The following is a 17,795-nucleotide window of genomic DNA, read 5'->3' on the forward strand; positions in this document are numbered from 1 at the left end:
TACTGATAGAAGGGTGACTCTCTTTAGGGATATCCACGACCTGTGACCATACCAAGGCAGACCGCGTATGAACGATACTGGCCAAAAGAACCCAAATGGCAAGAGCTCCGTCGGCAAAAAAGCCACCGATGAAGTGGGGATTTCGCCGAAAAGCCTAATTTACCGGGCCCGGCGCGTGTTCCTGTCAGGGCTGCTTTATGCGGTGCTTTTAAGTGCCTGTATCAATTTGCTACAACTCACCGTACCGCTCTACATGTTGCAGGTTCATGACCGCGTCCTGAACAGCCGCAGTCTCGATACACTGACCATGCTGACGATTCTCGCGGTCGGCGCGATGATCGTATTCGGCGTTCTGGAGTTTATCCGGGCGTTGTCGTTTCAGGCCATGGGCACCGCGCTTGTGCGCCGTCTCAACCTGGCCGTGTTGACCGCCGCCGTTCAGGCCTCGGTCGATCAGGGGCTGCCGAAAGCGACGCAGACCCTGCGCGACCTGACCGAATTGCGTGGCTTCCTGACCTCGCCCGCCATCAATGCCCCGCTCGACGCGGCATGGTCGCCGATCTTCCTCGGCGTCCTGTTTCTGCTCCATCCGATGCTCGGCGTGATCGGCGTGATAGCGGTCGTCATTCTGGTTGCCTGCGGTCTGTTGACCGATCTCCTGACGCGTAATCTCATTCAGGAGGCCAATCAGGCCAATATCGAAGCCGTGACGAAAATCGGTAGCAGCCTGCGCCACGCGGAAGTCATCGAGGCTATGGGCATGCTGCCTGCTCTCGCCCGTCGCTGGCGCACTGTGCAGATGCAGGCGCTCGAAGTGCTCGACCTCGGCGGCACCCGCGTGAAAGCCCTGTCGTCTATTGCACGTACAGCGCGCTTCATCATCCAGATTGCTTCGCTCGGCATCGGTACGCTGCTTGCCATGCAGCAGGAAATCACCCCCGGCGCGATGATCGCGACCAGCATCATCATCGGTCGCCTGCTGATGCCTTTCGACCGCATCGTTGAGAACTGGCGTCAGTGGGTCAGCGCCATAGCAAGCTGGAAGCGCGTTCAGTCGCTCCTGTCTGAAAACCTCGCCGTGCGCCAGACCATGCCGACGCCGCGCCCCAATGGCGATCTGGTGATCGACAAGCTGATTTATGCCGCGCCCGGCGTTGAAGTTCCGATCATCAAGGGCATCTCCTTTTCAATTTCGCCCGGTGAAGTGCTGGGCGTCGTCGGCCCCTCGGCTGCAGGTAAATCCACACTTGCGCGCCTGCTGATCGGCATCGTTAAACCCACCTCGGGCGGTGTCTTCCTCGACGGCAACAATGTCTATCTTTGGGAGCGCGGTTCGTTCGGCGAGATCGCCGGTTACCTGCCGCAGTCGGTTTCGCTTTTGGACGGCACAATCAAGGACAACATTGCGCGCATGGGCGACAGCGATCCACATCGTGTGCTGGAAGCCGCCCGTCTTGCCGATGTGCACGAGATGATCGGGCGCATGCCGCTCGGCTACGACACGCCGGTCGGTGATGGGCGGCTGACGCTTTCGGGCGGCCAGCGCCAGCGCATCGGCCTTGCGCGCTGCCTCTATAATCGCCCGCGTCTGATCGTGCTTGATGAACCCAATTCCAATCTCGACGCCATCGGCGAACGCGCCCTGATGCGCGCCATCGAACATGCGCGCGACGACGGTGCCATTGTCATCATGATCGCCCATCGCCCGACCATCATGCAGGTTGCCGACAAGCTGCTGGTGCTGGAAAACGGCCGTATCACCCAGTTCGGCCCGCGCACCGACGTTGTGGCGTCGCTGACGCCCGGCAACAATAATCCGCAGGCAGGAGCCGTAAACTCATGACCGGAAAATCCGTCATTCCGCGCCGTGTTTCGAATTTGCTCGCGCCGCGTGCAGAATCGTCAGACCACACGGCACTTACCCGCTTCGGCAGCGTCAAACCCGAATGGGCCTATGATCTGGAACGCGAGGACAACCAGTCTCCGCTGCGCCGCCTGATCATCGCGGGCCTCGCCACTATCGGCGTCGCTTTTGGCGGCTTCTTCGCCTGGGCCTATTCTGCCGAGCTCGGCAGTGCCGCTGTCGCCAACGGAACCGTCATCGTCGATTCCAAGCGCAAGACGATCAGCCATCTGGAAGGTGGCATTCTCGACCGGTTGCTGGTGCAGGAAGGCGATCTGGTCAAGGCTGGCCAACCACTGCTTCGTCTCGATGCCACCAAGGCCCGCTCACAGCTGAAATCGCTGGAAAGCCGTCGGATCGGCCTCATCGCCAAACTGGCGCGCCTGCGGGCCGAGCAGGCCGGTGAAACCGAAATCACCTTCCCCGATAAATTCGCGGAAGGTGGCGAGAACGCAGAAAATGCCATGCGCGCCGAGCAGATCTTCTTCGAAAAGCGGAAGACCCAGAAGCGTAGCAAGATCGATATTCAGCAGAAAACCATCGAGCAATATACCGAACAGGCCAAGGCATCGACGGCGCAGATCGCCGCCACCGACCGCCAGATCGCGTTGATCGAAGAGCAACGCAAGGCAATCGCCAGCCTGGTCGAAAAAGGCTTTGCGCAGAAATCCAAGCTGACCGAAATCGAGACCCGGTTGAGCCAGCTTGCGGGCGACCGGGGTGAATATACCGGCGACAAGGCCAAAGCCGAACAAGCCAAGGCAGGCGCAGAATTCGCCCTTTCCGGCATTGAAAGCGACCTGCAATCGGAGATTGCCGGTGAAATCACGACCAGTCAGGTCGAACTTTCTGACGCGGAAGAGCAGATCATCGCGGCGAAAGACGTGATGCGTCGCGTTGAGGTGCTCGCCCCGCAGGACGGCATCGTCGCCAATATTCGCCTGCGCACACCGGGCGGGGTCATCTCTCCCGCCGAAGCGATCATGGATATCGTTCCTGAAAATGAACCGCTTCTGGTGGAAATGAAAGTCAGCCCCAACGATATCGACAGCGTTGCGGTGGGTTCAAAGGCGCAGATCAAGCTGACTGCCTATAATCAGCGGTCCATGGCGCCCTTCGATGGCAAACTGACCTATATCGCCGCCGACCAGACGATCGACGACAAAACCAACACGGCCTATTTCGTGGCCCGCGCTGAGATTAATCCGGATTCTTTGTCCGCCAATCCGACAGCCCGTATGTATCCGGGCATGCCCGCCGAAGTCATCATCGTGCACAAGGAACGCCGCGCAATCGACTATATTGTTTCGCCGATCACCGACAGTCTGAACCGCGCATTCCGCGAGGATTAAGGTCGAAACTGCGCGTTCTTACCCGGACATTTAGAAAATGCGTTCTACAGTATAGTTTGAATTAAGTACGCAATTTCAAATTCTATCGCCGCCGCGCATTGGAAACGATGCGCGGCGGCATCGTTTTGAAAAACAGGCATTTTCTTGACAATTCCGTGACGTTTCAAATTTTGAAGCAATTTGCGCTTAAATATAATCCAAATACAAATTATATTTGATACAAAAGTAATTTTAAAAGAAGTTCACAATTCTGGAATATAAATTTTCCGTAATAAATTGTTACACGGCATTTCTATAATTATACCATTTTCCGATGTTGTATTTATCAAAGATACGTATCAGACTACTACGAGCATAATGGTCGGAGCATTCCGGCTTGTGAAACCCAACGGAACACAAGGAGAAGCAGATGGCCACTCTAGAAGGCGGCGCCTACGACGACGTGTTGTTCGGCTCCCGCTTTGACGATTTCATCCGTGCCCATGGCGGTGATGATCTCGTTTTCGGAGGGGATGGCAATGACACCATCTTCGGTGGGAATGGCAGCGACATTCTTTTCGGCGGTACGGGGAACGACACCCTATTCGGCGAGAATGGCAATGACATTCTTTACGGCAATGAAGGAAACGATGTCCTGAGCGGCGGCAATGGCAGCGACGTGCTGTTTGGCGGCAATGGAGATGACATTCTCCAGGGCGGCAACGGCAGTGACCTGCTCTATGGCGGCGCGCACAACGATATCCTGTATGGCGGCAACGGCAACGACATCCTTGATGGCGGCGCCGGAAACGACATCCTTATCGGGGGCAACGGGAGCGACACGTTCCTGTTCAATGGTGGCGGCGGAAACGACGTCATTCTCGACTTCAATCCTGGCGAGGACATCCTTCAGATTCAGAAGGGTATCAATGGCCTCGACATTTCGTCCGCGGACGATCTTGCCGATCGCGTCACGCAGGTTGGTGGCAATGTCGTTGTCGATCTCGGCAATGGCGACAGCGTTACCCTCGTGAACACCAGTGCCGACGACGTACAGTCGCATCCCGACCAGTACTTCACCGTTCACTGATTGAACCAATGATGGCGTGCCCGGCAGCCTCCCGCCGGGCACGTTTTCTTTTGAAGCGAATTCCGAAAAGTGACTGCCAGTTTTCGGATCAGAATGCGGGCTTGTTGTTGAATTCCTGCATCCGACAAGAATGAAAGGGTATTCGCATTGAACCTCGACCATTCGGCGGAATTTGCAAGCGGCATCGGGGCAAGCGATATCGGCTCGCGCGACCTCCGGGAAAGCAAACCCGAAAACCTTTCGATTTGCCGTCTTTGCGCCGATATTGCAGTGATTGCCTGGGATATTCCAAGCCCGGCACGCCAGTCGACCAAATGCGCGCTCGAAATGCCTGTTCAGCCGGTGCCTCTGCTGAGCGTCGGCATTCCGCTGGAAAGCGGCGGCACGCGTATGTTCTGGGCCATGCGCACCGGCAGCGAGCCGGTCGAGTTTGCGCTTTCTGCGGGTTCCCTCGGCCCCACTGTTCAGACCGTTCTCTACCCCGCCAACGAACTTGCATCCTTTGATAGCGAGCGCATCCTGTCGGACCTGACGCTGCCCGGGCATATCAAGCTGCTCTCGACCATTCTCTCCACGTGGCGCAGCGCGTTTCGCCTGTCGCGCAATCAGACTTTTGCAGCCCTCGTCCGTGACATCACGCTGGCGCTGACCCCGGAACCGCGCGATATCCAGAACTGTGGCCAGCCGGTTGCGGGGCATCATCTACTGGAAACCGCCGTTGACCCGATGCTGGGCGAAATTTCTGCCATCTATGGCGTCAGTAATGGAAGCGTCATCGTCATCCCGCCGCGCTTCACGGTCGGACAGCAATCACGCAAGGCGTGGCAACCCTGCCATCTTCTGGTCGAATCGCCACAGGATCTGCCATCATCCTTTCTGTTCGTCCTAACAGGACAAAAAGGTGTTGCGATCCGCAAACTCGCCGATGGCCCGTCAGAGCCGATGGATTTCGGCAAATGGTGGTCCAAATGGCAAGGCAATGCCGATCTGCGCGAATTTCTGGTTGGCGAACTCGCCAAACTCGGCACAAGCGGCCCTGCGGTCGCCATCGATCTGCAAAGCCGTTCGCCTCTTCCGGTGCGCCAGATCACGCAATCCGCAAGCCATAACCCGGCAGCGGAAATCGATCTCGCGCTTGCACTGGATAACGGGCTGATCGTTGGCGGGTGGTATCACGATCCCTCCGCCATGCTGGGCGATATCGAATATCTGCCGGCCAATGGCAGTGCGATTTCGCTGAAAGCCCATTTCCACAAATTCCCCGGCAAGATCGCCAAGCGTGAAGATGCCCCGCAGGCCGATGTGACGGGTTTCGTCGCGTGGCTGCCTGCGGCCAAGCACCTTGGCCCACTTCTGCAACCGCGTTTCCAGATGCGGCTTACATCCGGTGCAACCGCGCCGCTTGTTCCTGCCCCGCAGCCATTCGAACCGGCGGAGCAGCGCAAGCGCATCTTGCGCGCCGTGCCGCCGCAACATGCCCGCCCGAAGGTGTTCGAGACCATTCTCGCCCCGGCCTTGACCGAAGTGGAAAAGAAGCTCGGCGCAACCGTGCGCATTTCGGAGGTCAAGGATTTCGGCACGATACCCGCCAATCCGGTCGCCTCAATCGTCATTCCGCTTTATCGCAATCTCGATTTTCTGCGCTTCCAGTTTTCGGCCATGGCGACCGATCCATGGATCGTCCGCAATGCCGAACTGATTTTCGTTCTCGATTCGCCGGAAATACACGACGACACCGAGCATATGCTGGGCGGCCTGCATATATTGCACGATCTGCCGTTTCGCCTTGTCATCATGAACCGCAATGGCGGTTATGCCCGCGCCTGCAATGCCGGTGCAAGCGTAGCAACGGGCACCGCCATTGTGATGCTGAATTCTGATGTCGTGCCGGAAAAGCACGGCTGGCTGCAACAGCTTCTGCAACCGCTCTTCGATAACAAGCGGCTTGGAGCTATCGGCCCTCGCCTGCTGTTCGAAGACGGCTCGCTCCAGCATGCGGGCCTCTATTTCGCTCGTGACCGCCACGGCGTCTGGCTCAACCATCATTATTACAAGGGCATGCCCGGCAGCTATGCTCCTGCCCTTGTGGGACGCGATGTGCCCGGCGTTACTGGTGCCTGCCTTATAACCCGCAAGGATATCTTGGATCTCGTCGGCGGATATACTGAAGACTATGTGATCGGCGACTATGAAGACAGCGATCTTTGCCTGAAAATCCGCCAGCTCGGCTTTCAGGTCTACTACGACCCTGCCGTGGCGCTCTACCATTTCGAGCGGCGCTCGATCCGCCGCAGCGCCGATTATATGCGTGGTCTCGCCAGCCAATATAATTCCTGGCTGCATACCCAGCGCTGGGATGAAGACATCACCGACCTGATGGCTCCGCCTGAAGACGAAGCGCAGACCGCGCCGTCGGCCAATGTGATCGATGCCAAATATGAAAGGAGCGTCGCTTGACCGACGTGGTAGCGCTGAAACAGCCTGAAACCAAACTTCCAATCCCCGAAGAACAGATCGGCTGGCTGACACGCGCCGTCTTGAAGAACCGCTTCCTGCCCTCTCCCGACCCCAACAGCGTGTTTGTCGGCGACGGCGATTTCCGGGCTGTCGGTGCCGAGTTTCTCGGACATTTCATCCGCAAAGGTGGCCTCAGGCCCGACGCGCGCGTTCTCGATATCGGTTCGGGCATCGGGCGCATGGCGGTGCCACTGACGCAATATCTCGACCCAGCCAAAGGTCGTTATGCGGGCATCGACCCGGTTGCGGGCGGGACAAGCTGGTGTCGCCAGCATATCAGCGCGCTTTATCCGAACTTTCAGTTCCAACATATCGACATTGCCCATGCGCTCTATAATCCGCGTGGCGCTGTCGATGGCCTTCACCTCGTTCTGCCGTTTCCCGACAAGAGCGTCGATTTCGTCATCATGACATCGGTGGTGACACATCTCGACGCTGACGAAGTCAAAGTCTATCTGCGGGAGATCGCGCGCGTGCTGGCGCCCGGCGGCAAATTGTTCATGACGGCGTTTGTCGTGGATGATATTGCCGCGCGCGATCGCCATGGCAAACGCGATCCGCGCCTCAGTTTCGAACGCAGCGGTGCGGGGCCCTGCTGGTATGTGCCGGAACTTCCGCCGCTTGCCGCCGTCGGCTTTGAGAACGGCTTTATGGATCGCGCCCTTGCAGGTGTCGGCCTGTCGCTGGAACTGAAATCCTTCGGTCACTGGCGCGGGATCGCATCCGACCATTATCAGGACCTCTTCATCGCAACACGCGGAGGCGCTGCCTGATGGCCGAACGCATGCTCGTTGCTGCCCATAATCACCCCTCGCTGCATCCCGGCGGGACGGAAATCTTCGCGCATGACCTGTTCCGCGCCTATCAGCGCGCCGGTTGCGAAGCATTGTTTCTGGGAGCCACCAACAAGATTCACCGTCAGGAACGCCCGGGAACCAGCTTTCAGAGCATAGGTAACGGCGGCGATGAAATCCTGCTCTGGTCGGGTCATTTTGACCGTTTCAACCTGAGCCAGGTCGATCTCTACGGCATCGTGCCGGACATTGTGGAACTGCTGAAGGATTTTCGCCCGGATGTGGTGCATCTTCACCATCTGTTGCTGCTGGGCGCAGAATTTCCGCATATCGTCCGCCGCACATTGCCGGATTGCCGTATCGTCCTGACATTGCACGACTATTACCCGATCTGTCACCATGACGGGCTGATGGTGCGTACGACCGGCAAGGAACTCTGCTACGGCGCCAGCCCGGATCGCTGTCATGCCTGTTTCAAGGACATAGCGCTCGACAAATTCGTACTGCGCGAGCGCCATATCAAATCATTGTTGAGCGCTGTCGACGCCTTCGTGTCTCCCAGCGAATTCCTGAAACAGCGTTATGTTGACTGGGGCCTGTCGGAAGAGCTGATCAGCGTCATTCCCAACGGCCAGCCGGAGCGCCCTGCTATCGACACCCCGCGCCGCGCAAGAACCAAGCCTGTCTTCGGCTATTTCGGCAATCTGAACCCATGGAAGGGCGCGACGGTTCTGCTCCGGGCAGCGCAGCAACTCATCAATGAAGGTTTCGATTTCGAATTGCGCGTGCATGGTGCGGCACCCTTTCAAAGCGAGAGCTTTGTCAGCGAGATCGACCAGCTTTTCTCTGACACGGCCCCCTTCGTGCAACGGCGTGGCGCCTATCGGCGTGAAGATATCGCGCAGCTTATCCGCACCGTCGATTGCGCCATCATGCCGTCGATCTGGTGGGAAAATGCGCCCCTCGTCATTCAGGAAGCGCAGGGACAGGATTGCCCGGTCATCTGCTCCAATATCGGCGGCATGGCTGAAATGATTACGGACGGCGTGAACGGACTGACCGTTCCGCCCAATGATCCGCAGGCGCTGGCGGAAGCCATGCGTCGTATGGCGGAAAACCCGGAGCTGCGTCAGTCGCTGAGCCGCAATGCACGCCATCCGGACACTATCGACACGACGGCATCGCGCTATCTCGATCTGATCGGAACACTGCGAACGACCCGTGTCGAGGCAGCATAAGAGGTACACTATGAACATCGCGACCAAAGTTCCAGCCGAAGGGGCAGCAAATCCGGCAGCAGCACAGACTGCATCTGCCGCACCTCAGAGGACAGAAGCCATGAAAGGACGCGTTGACGCCATCGAGGAAGGCCGCCTTTACGGCTGGGCGTTTGATCCCGGAGCGCCCACGGAACGGCTTTTGATCCGCGTTCTTCTTGATGACAAACCCATCGCGGAAGCACCGGCGGACAAGGAACGTCCCGACCTGAAGCGCAACGGCATCGGCGACGGCCTGCATGCTTTCGAAGTGATGCTGCCGCAATTCGCGGCTGCCCGCGCCGGTGAACTTGTTGTCGTCGCAGCCAATGCGGCAGGCAATGAGCAGAAACTGCGTGTGCCGAAGCCCGACGAACAGGCCGCCGAAGCGCTAATTGCAGCGCCGATGACGCGCATTCTCGACAAGCTCGACATGCTGATGGCCGCGCAACGCCAATTGCAGGTCAACCAGCGTTCACTGCAACGCGTAGCCCCGGTGCTCGATAGTTCGGGCAACGCTGCGCCTGCCGAAATGGCGGACATAGCCACATCCGTCGACGGATTGCGCACCGATCTGCATCAACGCATGACCGAGCTCGACGTGCACATCATGCGCATGGATGGTGTGGTCGCTGGGCTCGAAAAGCGCATTGACGACGTGCGCAAACGCGCCGGTGGCGACGTGAAGCTGCTATTCATGCTGATGTATGTGATGGCGGGCTTCGTCGCGGGTGCTATCCTGACGCTTTTCGTGATGCGCTGAGGGGAAACCCATGACGCAAGACGAACGACCCGCCACGCAGCAACCGGCAGTAAAACCTGCCCGACCATCGGAACGCCCGCCCATGATGATGGAAGGCGAGATGGTTGTCGGCTGTGTGATCGAGGATACGCTTCTGCTCGTGCTTGGGATCGGCAATGCGACCGGCGATCAGGTCACTGCCTTTCTGAATGGCGATCCGGCATTGAGCGTCAAGGTGAACATCGTCATCTGGCCGCTGAAGGAGCCGTCGCCCGCCGGAACCCATGGATTCGTCGCGATTGTGCCGACCGGCATTTTGCGCCGGGGCATCTTGAAGACGATCATGTTCCAGCACAAGGCGAAGGTCGCGCGTTACAATTTCGCCTCGCGCGCAGCACCTGTGGCCGATTTCGTCGCCATGATCGGCGATCTGGCCGGGCCGAGCCTGCCAACGGTCATCGATGAACTGGTGGAAGGGCTGATCTCCGGTCCTATCGGACGCAAGAAACTTGCCGCCATCACCGTTCTTTTGCAGGTGGGTGCGCGCTCCGATGGCTGTATCGAGCTGATTGGCGGCAGCGATGAAGGCGAGATTTTCGTTCAGGGCTGGGCGCAGGATTTGACGCCCGCCGTCACACGACTGCTCATCAGCGGCAAAAACTCTTCACTGGCGGAATGTTCGATCAGCGTTTTCGCGCGCCCCGATCTCAACGATCAGGCGTCGGGCTTTGCCGGATTGCTGCTTGCCAATGAGCCGGTAGAGCCCAACGACATTGAACGGCTGTTGTTTCGCGGGCGGCGCGGCTGGCGCTTCACGGAAGTCTATGATCGCAGGCTGCTGGCGGGATCGCGCGAGACGCCAAGCCATATTCGCGCCATCCTGCCGCGTGTGCGCAGTTCGACGGATATTTTGCTCCGGCTGCGCTCCGCCGCCAACCGCTTTGACGGCGGCGAGACCGTTTCCGGCCTGCCTTTCCCGGTGCGGCTTGGCATCGACAATGTGTTCCGTGTTGAGGGCAGCGGCATACTGGTTTCCGGCTGGCTACTCGACCCCGACAGCCATGTGGAAAGCGTCAAGCTGCGCCGCCATCGCGGCGAGATACAGATCGACGGCACATGGACCCGTTATGACCGGCCTGACGTCACCCGCGAATTCGACAACCAGCCGCCCTTCAATGCCGGTCTCGACCCGAACCGCCATGCGCATGGTTTCGTGGCCTTTGCACCTGAACTCGCGGGCGATAGCACATCACCCTTCTATATCGAGCTTGCCATCAGCGATGGACGCCGCGCCTTTCATCCGCTGACGCCGACCCGTGTCACATCACGCGATGCGATTGTCCGGCAGATACGCGCGACGGACCCGAATGCCTGGGCGCTGCGCCACATTGTCGATCAGCAGCTTGTTCCGCTGCTCAGCGGCGTCAGCCGCCCGGCGCCAGAAGTGTTTGGCGTGGTCGATCTCGGCCCGTTCGAAGACGCGGTCAATCACGCCGCCAATCTGGCGATCATCATCGGCGTCGATGAACGAGTAGAAGAGATCGAGCCTTTGCTGGCCCTGCTCGCACTCGATCCCGAAACCCGCATCGCGCCGATTGTCATTTCGGCGGCGACGGAAATCATCGACCGCATCGGCGTGCAGGTTCGAAGGCTCGCCGACTTCTATCGTCTGTGCATCCGCCTTGTTTCTGCCAGCGGCTCGGAAGACCTCTACGATGCGCTGGAAGTGGGCGCGCGCGCCGTTACAACCGACAAGGTGGTCTTTTTGGCAGGTTCGCTGTTGCCGCGACGCGCAGGCTGGTTGAACAAGCTCGTCACGGCCTATGACGCGCATCACGACTGCGTACTGTCGCCGACACTCGTTTACGAAGACGATTCCATCCGCTGGGCCGGAACCTGGGTTGCCGGCCCGCAATCGGATCGCGCCCTCATCAGCCGTTATGCCGGTTATCCGATGGATTCCGTTTCCGGCATGTCTCTTACCGAAGTCGCCACCGCGACCTTCGAATGCTGCATCCTGCCCCGTGATGCGTTGTTTTCGGTCGGCGGATTCACGCGCGGCTATCTCGGCACGCATGAAAAAGGCCTCGACCTTGGCTTGAAACTCAAACAATCCGGCCTGCGCTCCTATTGGCTGCCATCAGCGCAAATGCTTGGCTCCGACGATGTGTCTGTCACCGACCGGGCATCAACCATCGCATTGATCGAGCGGATCGACCGTCAGGTCTTTGATGCGCGCTGGTCGACTATTCTTGCTGGCAGGCGCAGCGCACCGATTGAGGAACCCGCATGAGCGACAAACTCCGCGTTCTGGTTATATCGCACGCCCACCCGTCGATTTCCCTCGGCGGCGGTGAAATCGCATCTTATAATTTGCACAAGGGCCTGAACGCCATTCCCGGCGTGCAGTCGGTCTATTTAGCCCGCGCCGGGCACCCGATTCCGCGTCATGGCACGACGGCATTGATGAGCATGCGCCGCGCCAGCGACGAAATCCTGTTTCATGCCGACGAATACGATCACTTCTACCTGTCGAACAAGAACACGGACGAAATCCGTCGCGATCTGCTGCGTTTCGTGCGCGATTTCGATCCGGATATCGTGCATTTCCATCATGTGATGGGACTCGGACTGGAAACGCTTTACGCAATCCGCGAGGCCTTGCCGGATCGCATTATTCTGGTCACGTTCCATGAATTCCTGTCGATCTGCAACAATGACGGCCAGATGGTCAAAGCCGGAACCTCGAAGCTTTGCAACGAGGCCTCGCCCATCGATTGCCACGCCTGCTTTCCGCAGGTTCCGCCAGCGCGGTTTCTCAAGCGCGAGCGCTTTGTGCGCGGGATGCTGGAACTGGCCGATGCCTTCATTTCGCCAAGCCAGTTTCTGGCAAACCGCTATCATGAATGGGGGCTGAGCCCCGACAAGATGGCCGTCATCGAAAATGGGATCGCCATCCGCGAAGTTACGCCGCCACGCGAACTGACCGGCCCGAACCCGCGCCGCAGCAGCTTCGCCTTTTTCGGCCAGATCAATCCGTTCAAAGGCATAGATGTGCTGGTTGATGCGGTATCGCGTGTGCCGGAACAGGTGTGGGGCGAAGATTCCCGCCTGATGATTTTCGGCGGCAATCTGGAAAAGCAGCCGCCCGCCTTTCAGGAGCGCATGCAGAAACTGATCGAAGAGGCTGGTCCCCGCGTGCGCTTTTATGGTGCTTACCAGAATTCGGAAATGCCGCGTCTCATGCAATCGGTCGATTGGGTGGTGATGCCGTCGATCTGGTGGGAAAATTCACCCATCGTTATTCAGGAAGCCTTGCATCATCGTCGCCCGGTGATCTGCTCCGACATTGGCGGCATGGCCGAGAAAATCCGCGACGGTGAAGACGGTCTGCATTTCCGCGTCCGCAGCGCTGAAGATCTGGCTGACCGTTTCACGGAAGTTCTAAGCGAGCCGAGCATATGGGATCGACTTCACAATTCCATCCGTCGTCCTGTACACTATGTGGATTGCGCCAAGGAACATCTCGACCTTTATAACCGATTGCGCGAGGCGAAGCCTCGCAAACCGAAGCCGACAGTGAGTGAAACTGTCCTCTCTCAGGCAAGCTGAGCCTGGCTCGTCTGAACTTAAACTCAACTAAAGGAAAACCGAATGGCCCGTGCCCCCCGCGCCCTCGTGATGATTCCCGCTGGAGAAGTGTATGACCACGACAATGTGCGCTGGTATCGTCACACCGACGTGCAGGGCAGCATCAACCACTATCACAATATCGGCGATGCTTTCGTGTTCGAGTCATCGCTCAAGCTGATGAATTATGAAAAGGCGTCCGAGCTTCCCATAACCGCTTATTCGCCGGAAAAGATCGACCAACTGCGCGAGGAATATGACTATGTCATCCTGCGCGGGTCGAACTATGTCAACAAGGACATGAACTGGCGCGAGAGTATCGCCGTCCTGCAACGGTTGAAACTGCCCGTCATCGCTTTTGGCATTGGCGCGCAGGCCCCCTCCAAGGGTGCGCTGGAACTTTCCGAAGAAACCAAGGCCGTGCTACGCATCATCGCGGATTCGACCGTTTCCATCGGCGTTCGCGGCGCTTATACGGCGCAGGTCCTGAACGATATCGGCATTCGCAATGTGCGCATCATCGGTTGCCCCACGGCCTTCCGCCGCAACAACCAGCATTTGCGCATCAAGCTGCCGCCGCTCGACAGCGTGCAAAAGGTTGGCGTCACTGTACGCCGCGAGGTTTCACCTGCCTATGCACAGGACATTGAGCAATATCTCACCCGCCACCGTGATCTCATCAAGACAATGGCGCGGCGCTTCGACGTTACCCTCATGGCGCAAGGCGAGATTGACGAGAAAAAGATGGTATTCGGCACGCCCGAGCAGAAGGAAGAGGCCATCGCCGCACTGAAAGGCCATCGCTGGACCGCCGACTGGTATTTCGATGATGAAATCGAAAACCTCTACCGGAACAAGATGTTCTATTCCGATGTTGTGGCCGACTATGAGAACCTCGTGCGTCAGCAGCAGCTTGTGCTTGGTTATCGCCTGCACGGAAACCTGATGGCGCTCGCCAATGGCGTGCCGTCTGTCTATTTCACCTATGACAGCCGTACCGCCGAATTTGCCGAGACCTACAAGATTCCGAGCTATGACGTGTTCAGCGACAAGCCGTTCCGTCTGGAAGACTATTGGGATCAGTCGCTATTCGACAAATACAACCGCGCATGGTTTGAGACCTATGCGGAGATGAAGCAGTTTCTCGATGAAAACGGCATCGACAACAAGATGACCGATACCGGCTTGCCGGTGGAAACGCTCAAAGTCGCCTGATCTTTCTGCGACCTTATTTCGAGCGTCTTGCCTTCGCCGCTGCTGGTTTGGGACTGTCGGCGGCAATGGGCTTGTCCTTCTGTTCTTCGGCCAGCAGCGACCATGCGGCAATAAACATGGCGGCGATCAACGGCCCGATGACAAAGCCGTTAATGCCGACCAGTGAAATGCCGCCAACCGTCGAGATCAGCACCACATAGTCCGGCATGCGCGTGCCCTTGCCGACCAGCGGTGGGCGCAGCAGATTATCCACGAGACCGATAACCAGCGTTCCGATCAGGACCAGAATGACGCCTTTGCCCCAGTCGCCGCTGACGAAGAACCATACGGCGGCAGGCACCCAGACGAGAGCTGCGCCAACCGCTGGTAGCATGGAAAAGAAGGTCATCATCACGCCCCACAGCAGGGCGGCTTCGATGCCCAGCAGCCAGAAAGCGACGCCGCCGATCAAACCCTGAATGATCGCGATGATGATATTGCCTTTGACCGTCGCACGGATAACAGCGGTGAATTTCTCCAAAAACTGGCGCGTGTAGTCATCGCTCAGCGGGATTGCCTGCCGGATTCTGCGTCCAAGATCCGCACCGTCGCGAAACAGGAAGAACAGCAGATAGAGCATGATGCCGAAGCCGATAAAAAATTGCAGCGTGTTCTGGCCAAAGCTGACCAGACGCCCAGCGAATAGCTGGCTGCCTTGTAGGATCGTCGATGAAATTCGCGAGCGCCATTCGGCGAAACTGCCAAGCTCAAAGCGCTTGAGCCAGTCTTCCAGCGAATCCGGCAGTACGGAAAGAATGCTGGTGATATAGCTGTTCAGGTCAAATTCCCGGCTGCTCAGTCGTTGGTAAAGCGAGTTTCCTTCCTGCACCAGCGAGCTGAAAATGATCAGCATTGGAATGATGACCAGACAGATACACATCAGCACCGACATGAAAGCCGCTAGATTGCGCCGTCCGCGCAGAACCCGCACGAGATATTGCTGAACCGGATAGAAGATAACGGCGAGAATGACCGCCCACAGGACTGCGGTGTAATAAGGGATGAGCAGCCAGGCGAAGGCGATCGTGACGAGCGCCAGTAGAATATAGAAGCTTACGCGCTGGACGGACATATTCACTCACCGACATTGTCTTGGGAGTAAACCCTGCCCAAAATCCGCTTTTTATTCAATAGGGTATTTCCGGCGGGGACTCGGAGACGCCAGCCGAAATGTCAAGCTGCGGCCCGGATGGAAACCGGGGCAGTTTGGGGCAGAACGCGCGCAATGGCACTGAGAAGGTCGCTTTTCGACACGACGCCGACCACAAACCTGTTCTCGTCCACGATCACCGCCACATGCGTCAGACCATCGGTCAGGACCGGAAGCAGGCCCATTGCCGCATCGTCCGGGGCAGCCGTGATCGCCGGGACCACATGATCCTTGAGGCTTTCACCGGGCTGAACCAGCTCACGCAGGCCCACCATGCCAGTCAGTCGCCCATCCGCGCCCGTCACCGGCAAGGTCAGGATGCGATGGCGCAGAAGAAGATGACGGGCCTGATCGGCGGTATCGTTTTCCCCAATGCTGATGACGTCACGAGACATGATATCGGCGCAGGTCAGATCGCCATGCGCGCGGATCGATGCCTGCAACTCAACCTGCCGCAGCAACCGGCCAAGATCGTTGCGATCAATGTCGAAACTTTCGTCCAGTGTGTTCAGCGCTTCATCGATATCCTCTTCGCGGATGCCTGCCCGCACGGAAGGGGGCAAGTCCTTGGTCGCGTGCATGCTCACCGGGGCAGCCGCCACATTATGCGGATATTTGCGCCGGGAAAGCTTGTGAAACAGGATGCCCAGCCCCACCAGCAGACATGAATTGAAGCCGACCGGCACAAGCGGGAACCACAGTCCCCAGCTGGCGACCGCCTGACCACCCAGCACAGCCGTCAGCGCAGCAGCGCCGCCGGGCGGATGCAGGCTGCGGGTGACCGACATGGCTGCGATTGCCAGCGAAACGCCAAGACCGATGGCGAGCGCCGGATCGCTGACATACTGGGCCACAATCACACCCACTAGCGCCGAAATCGTATTGCCGCCGATGATCGACCATGGCTGCGCAAGCGGACTGTTCGGCACGGCGAACAGCAGCACCGCCGAAGCGCCGATGGGTGCAACGATCAGCGGCAGATATGGCCCCTTACCCAACAAAAGCCCCGAGACGAAACCGGTGAGAGCAATGCCCACCAGCGCACCGACACAGGCAATGGCGCGTTCGCGCAGCGTTGCGCCAGCAAGCATCGGATTAAACATCCGGAATCGCCACCAAGGCGCTCCGTTATGGTCAGGAGGATTATGTCGTGTCATGTCACACTACAGCCAGAGGCGGCCTGTCTATTCCGAGCTTTCCCGGGAACTGCAACAGATCCCGCAATTCATGGAGCGTGAGTATCCTGTCTCCGGTATATGCGAACAAGAAAGCAAATCCGCATGTCTCGGATGAGAAAAGAAAATTCTTCCGCTATTGAAAGCTTAATAAGAAAATCGGCCTCACCAGCATTTCCGCTCCCAATAGCATAAGCCCGACAAGAAACCAGAGGCGAAACCGTTCTGGACTTATTTTATGGCGGAAAAGCTGCCCAAGCCCCATGCCAGCCAGCGCAGGCAGGACAGCTGCGAGCGAAATCAGAAGGATATCGCCGCTATAGGCCTGATGTGAGGAGAGCCCGATCGCCAGCGCAATCGTCGATACCGTGAAGGACAATCCCAGCGCCTGCACGAGATCGTCTTTCTTCAAGCCCAGTGCCTGAAGATAGGGAACGGCTGGAATCACAAACACACCGGTCGCACCGGCAATCAGGCCGGTCAATAAACCGATCAGCGGAGACAGCCAGACTTCATGCCGCCGCGATACCTGCCACTGTCGGGCGAAAAGGGTGTATCCGGCATAAATGACCAGACTTGCGCCGAGCAGCGACGCCGTCAGGATCGTTTCACCGCCCACCAGCAGGAAGGAGCCGATCCACGTTCCAGCGATGATTGCGACCATCATCGCCCACAGGCGCAGAGCCAGCGCACGAAAACTTGGCCCGGCCAGCAGCTGCCAAACATTGGTAATGAATGACGGAACAATCAGCAGGCTCGCGGCAGTGAGCGGCGAGATCAACGCCCCCAATACACCCATGGCGACAGTCGGCAACCCCATGCCGGTCAGGCCTTTGACGAAGCCTGCGCCGAGGAAAGTAAGCGTAATCGTGACGAGAAGTGCGACGGATTGGGTCATGCTTCCGCTATAGAGAATTCCCCATTTTGCGAAATGCGGAAGTTCCATATTCTGC

13 protein-coding genes are annotated in these 17,795 nt (G+C 58.2%); 10 read left to right on the forward strand and 3 right to left on the reverse strand.

Features of this window, described 5'->3' with window-relative positions; genetic code table 11:
* Nucleotides 1–67 precede the first annotated feature (67 nt).
* The 10 genes from ABWW11_RS19135 (at nt 68) to ABWW11_RS19180 (ending at nt 14,478) form a co-directional block, all read left to right on the forward strand.
* Complete coding sequence (locus tag ABWW11_RS19135) at nt 68–1,843, forward strand: type I secretion system permease/ATPase (protein WP_109367446.1); 1,776 nt, start codon at nt 68–70, stop codon at nt 1,841–1,843.
* A complete protein-coding gene (locus tag ABWW11_RS19140) occupies nt 1,840–3,255 on the forward strand; it encodes an HlyD family type I secretion periplasmic adaptor subunit (protein ID WP_109367447.1) in 1,416 nt (471 codons plus the stop codon). The genes ABWW11_RS19135 and ABWW11_RS19140 overlap by 4 nt, the downstream gene beginning before the upstream one ends.
* A gap of 409 nt (nt 3,256–3,664) precedes the next feature.
* A complete protein-coding gene (locus ABWW11_RS19145; protein WP_109367448.1) occupies nt 3,665–4,324 on the forward strand; it encodes a calcium-binding protein in 660 nt (219 codons plus the stop codon).
* A gap of 147 nt (nt 4,325–4,471) precedes the next feature.
* Nucleotides 4,472–6,781, forward strand: coding sequence for a glycosyltransferase family 2 protein (locus tag ABWW11_RS19150; RefSeq protein WP_235858988.1), 2,310 nt, complete (start codon nt 4,472–4,474; stop codon nt 6,779–6,781).
* On the forward strand, nt 6,778–7,614 hold the full coding sequence (locus tag ABWW11_RS19155; protein WP_109367449.1) for a class I SAM-dependent methyltransferase: 837 nt from the start codon (nt 6,778–6,780) through the stop codon (nt 7,612–7,614). Before ABWW11_RS19150 ends, ABWW11_RS19155 begins: the two co-directional genes overlap by 4 nt.
* Entirely contained in the window at nt 7,614–8,873 is a 1,260-nt protein-coding gene (locus ABWW11_RS19160) for a glycosyltransferase family 4 protein (RefSeq protein WP_109367450.1), read from the forward strand. The genes ABWW11_RS19155 and ABWW11_RS19160 overlap by 1 nt, the downstream gene beginning before the upstream one ends.
* A 10-nt stretch (nt 8,874–8,883) precedes the next feature.
* Complete coding sequence (locus tag ABWW11_RS19165; protein ID WP_109367451.1) at nt 8,884–9,654, forward strand: hypothetical protein; 771 nt, start codon at nt 8,884–8,886, stop codon at nt 9,652–9,654.
* Nucleotides 9,655–9,664: 10 nt separating this feature from the next.
* A complete protein-coding gene (locus ABWW11_RS19170; protein ID WP_109367452.1) occupies nt 9,665–11,926 on the forward strand; it encodes a glycosyltransferase family 2 protein in 2,262 nt (753 codons plus the stop codon).
* The gene (locus ABWW11_RS19175; protein ID WP_109367453.1) at nt 11,923–13,245 is read left to right on the forward strand and encodes a glycosyltransferase family 4 protein; all 1,323 of its coding nucleotides are present in this window, start codon (nt 11,923–11,925) and stop codon (nt 13,243–13,245) included. The genes ABWW11_RS19170 and ABWW11_RS19175 overlap by 4 nt, the downstream gene beginning before the upstream one ends.
* A gap of 42 nt (nt 13,246–13,287) precedes the next feature.
* The gene (locus ABWW11_RS19180) at nt 13,288–14,478 is read left to right on the forward strand and encodes a polysaccharide pyruvyl transferase family protein (protein WP_109367454.1); all 1,191 of its coding nucleotides are present in this window, start codon (nt 13,288–13,290) and stop codon (nt 14,476–14,478) included.
* Nucleotides 14,479–14,491: 13 nt separating this feature from the next.
* Here the strand turns inward: ABWW11_RS19180 and ABWW11_RS19185 are convergent, their stop codons facing one another.
* The 3 genes from ABWW11_RS19185 to ABWW11_RS19195 all read right to left on the reverse strand — a co-directional run bounded on the left by ABWW11_RS19185 (nt 14,492) and on the right by ABWW11_RS19195 (nt 17,740).
* On the reverse strand, nt 14,492–15,589 hold the full coding sequence (locus ABWW11_RS19185) for an AI-2E family transporter (RefSeq protein ID WP_109367455.1): 1,098 nt from the start codon (nt 15,587–15,589) through the stop codon (nt 14,492–14,494).
* Between the two features lie 101 nt (nt 15,590–15,690).
* Nucleotides 15,691–16,824 carry an HPP family protein gene (locus tag ABWW11_RS19190; protein WP_109367456.1) on the reverse strand — a complete coding sequence of 378 codons (1,134 nt, stop codon included), beginning with the start codon at nt 16,822–16,824 and terminating at the stop codon, nt 15,691–15,693.
* Nucleotides 16,825–16,978: 154 nt separating this feature from the next.
* Nucleotides 16,979–17,740 (reverse strand): sulfite exporter TauE/SafE family protein, encoded by a 762-nt coding sequence (locus ABWW11_RS19195; protein ID WP_109367997.1) that lies wholly within the window; start codon nt 17,738–17,740, stop codon nt 16,979–16,981.
* Nucleotides 17,741–17,795: the final 55 nt, after the last annotated feature.

This window comes from Brucella sp. NBRC 113783 (genome assembly GCF_040372265.1).
Taxonomy (GTDB): Bacteria; Pseudomonadota; Alphaproteobacteria; order Rhizobiales; family Rhizobiaceae; genus Brucella; species Brucella teleogrylli.

Coding starts and splice junctions, on each gene's coding strand:
- ABWW11_RS19135 (WP_109367446.1), top strand. CDS start 68: ATGAACGATACTGGCCAAAAGAACCCAAATGGCAAGAGCTCCGTCGGC.
- ABWW11_RS19140 (WP_109367447.1), top strand. CDS start 1,840: ATGACCGGAAAATCCGTCATTCCGCGCCGTGTTTCGAATTTGCTCGCG.
- ABWW11_RS19145 (WP_109367448.1), top strand. CDS start 3,665: ATGGCCACTCTAGAAGGCGGCGCCTACGACGACGTGTTGTTCGGCTCC.
- ABWW11_RS19160 (WP_109367450.1), top strand. CDS start 7,614: ATGGCCGAACGCATGCTCGTTGCTGCCCATAATCACCCCTCGCTGCAT.
- ABWW11_RS19165 (WP_109367451.1), top strand. CDS start 8,884: ATGAACATCGCGACCAAAGTTCCAGCCGAAGGGGCAGCAAATCCGGCA.
- ABWW11_RS19170 (WP_109367452.1), top strand. CDS start 9,665: ATGACGCAAGACGAACGACCCGCCACGCAGCAACCGGCAGTAAAACCT.
- ABWW11_RS19175 (WP_109367453.1), top strand. CDS start 11,923: ATGAGCGACAAACTCCGCGTTCTGGTTATATCGCACGCCCACCCGTCG.
- ABWW11_RS19180 (WP_109367454.1), top strand. CDS start 13,288: ATGGCCCGTGCCCCCCGCGCCCTCGTGATGATTCCCGCTGGAGAAGTG.
- ABWW11_RS19185 (WP_109367455.1), bottom strand. CDS start 15,589: ATGTCCGTCCAGCGCGTAAGCTTCTATATTCTACTGGCGCTCGTCACG.
- ABWW11_RS19190 (WP_109367456.1), bottom strand. CDS start 16,824: ATGACACGACATAATCCTCCTGACCATAACGGAGCGCCTTGGTGGCGA.
- ABWW11_RS19195 (WP_109367997.1), bottom strand. CDS start 17,740: ATGACCCAATCCGTCGCACTTCTCGTCACGATTACGCTTACTTTCCTC.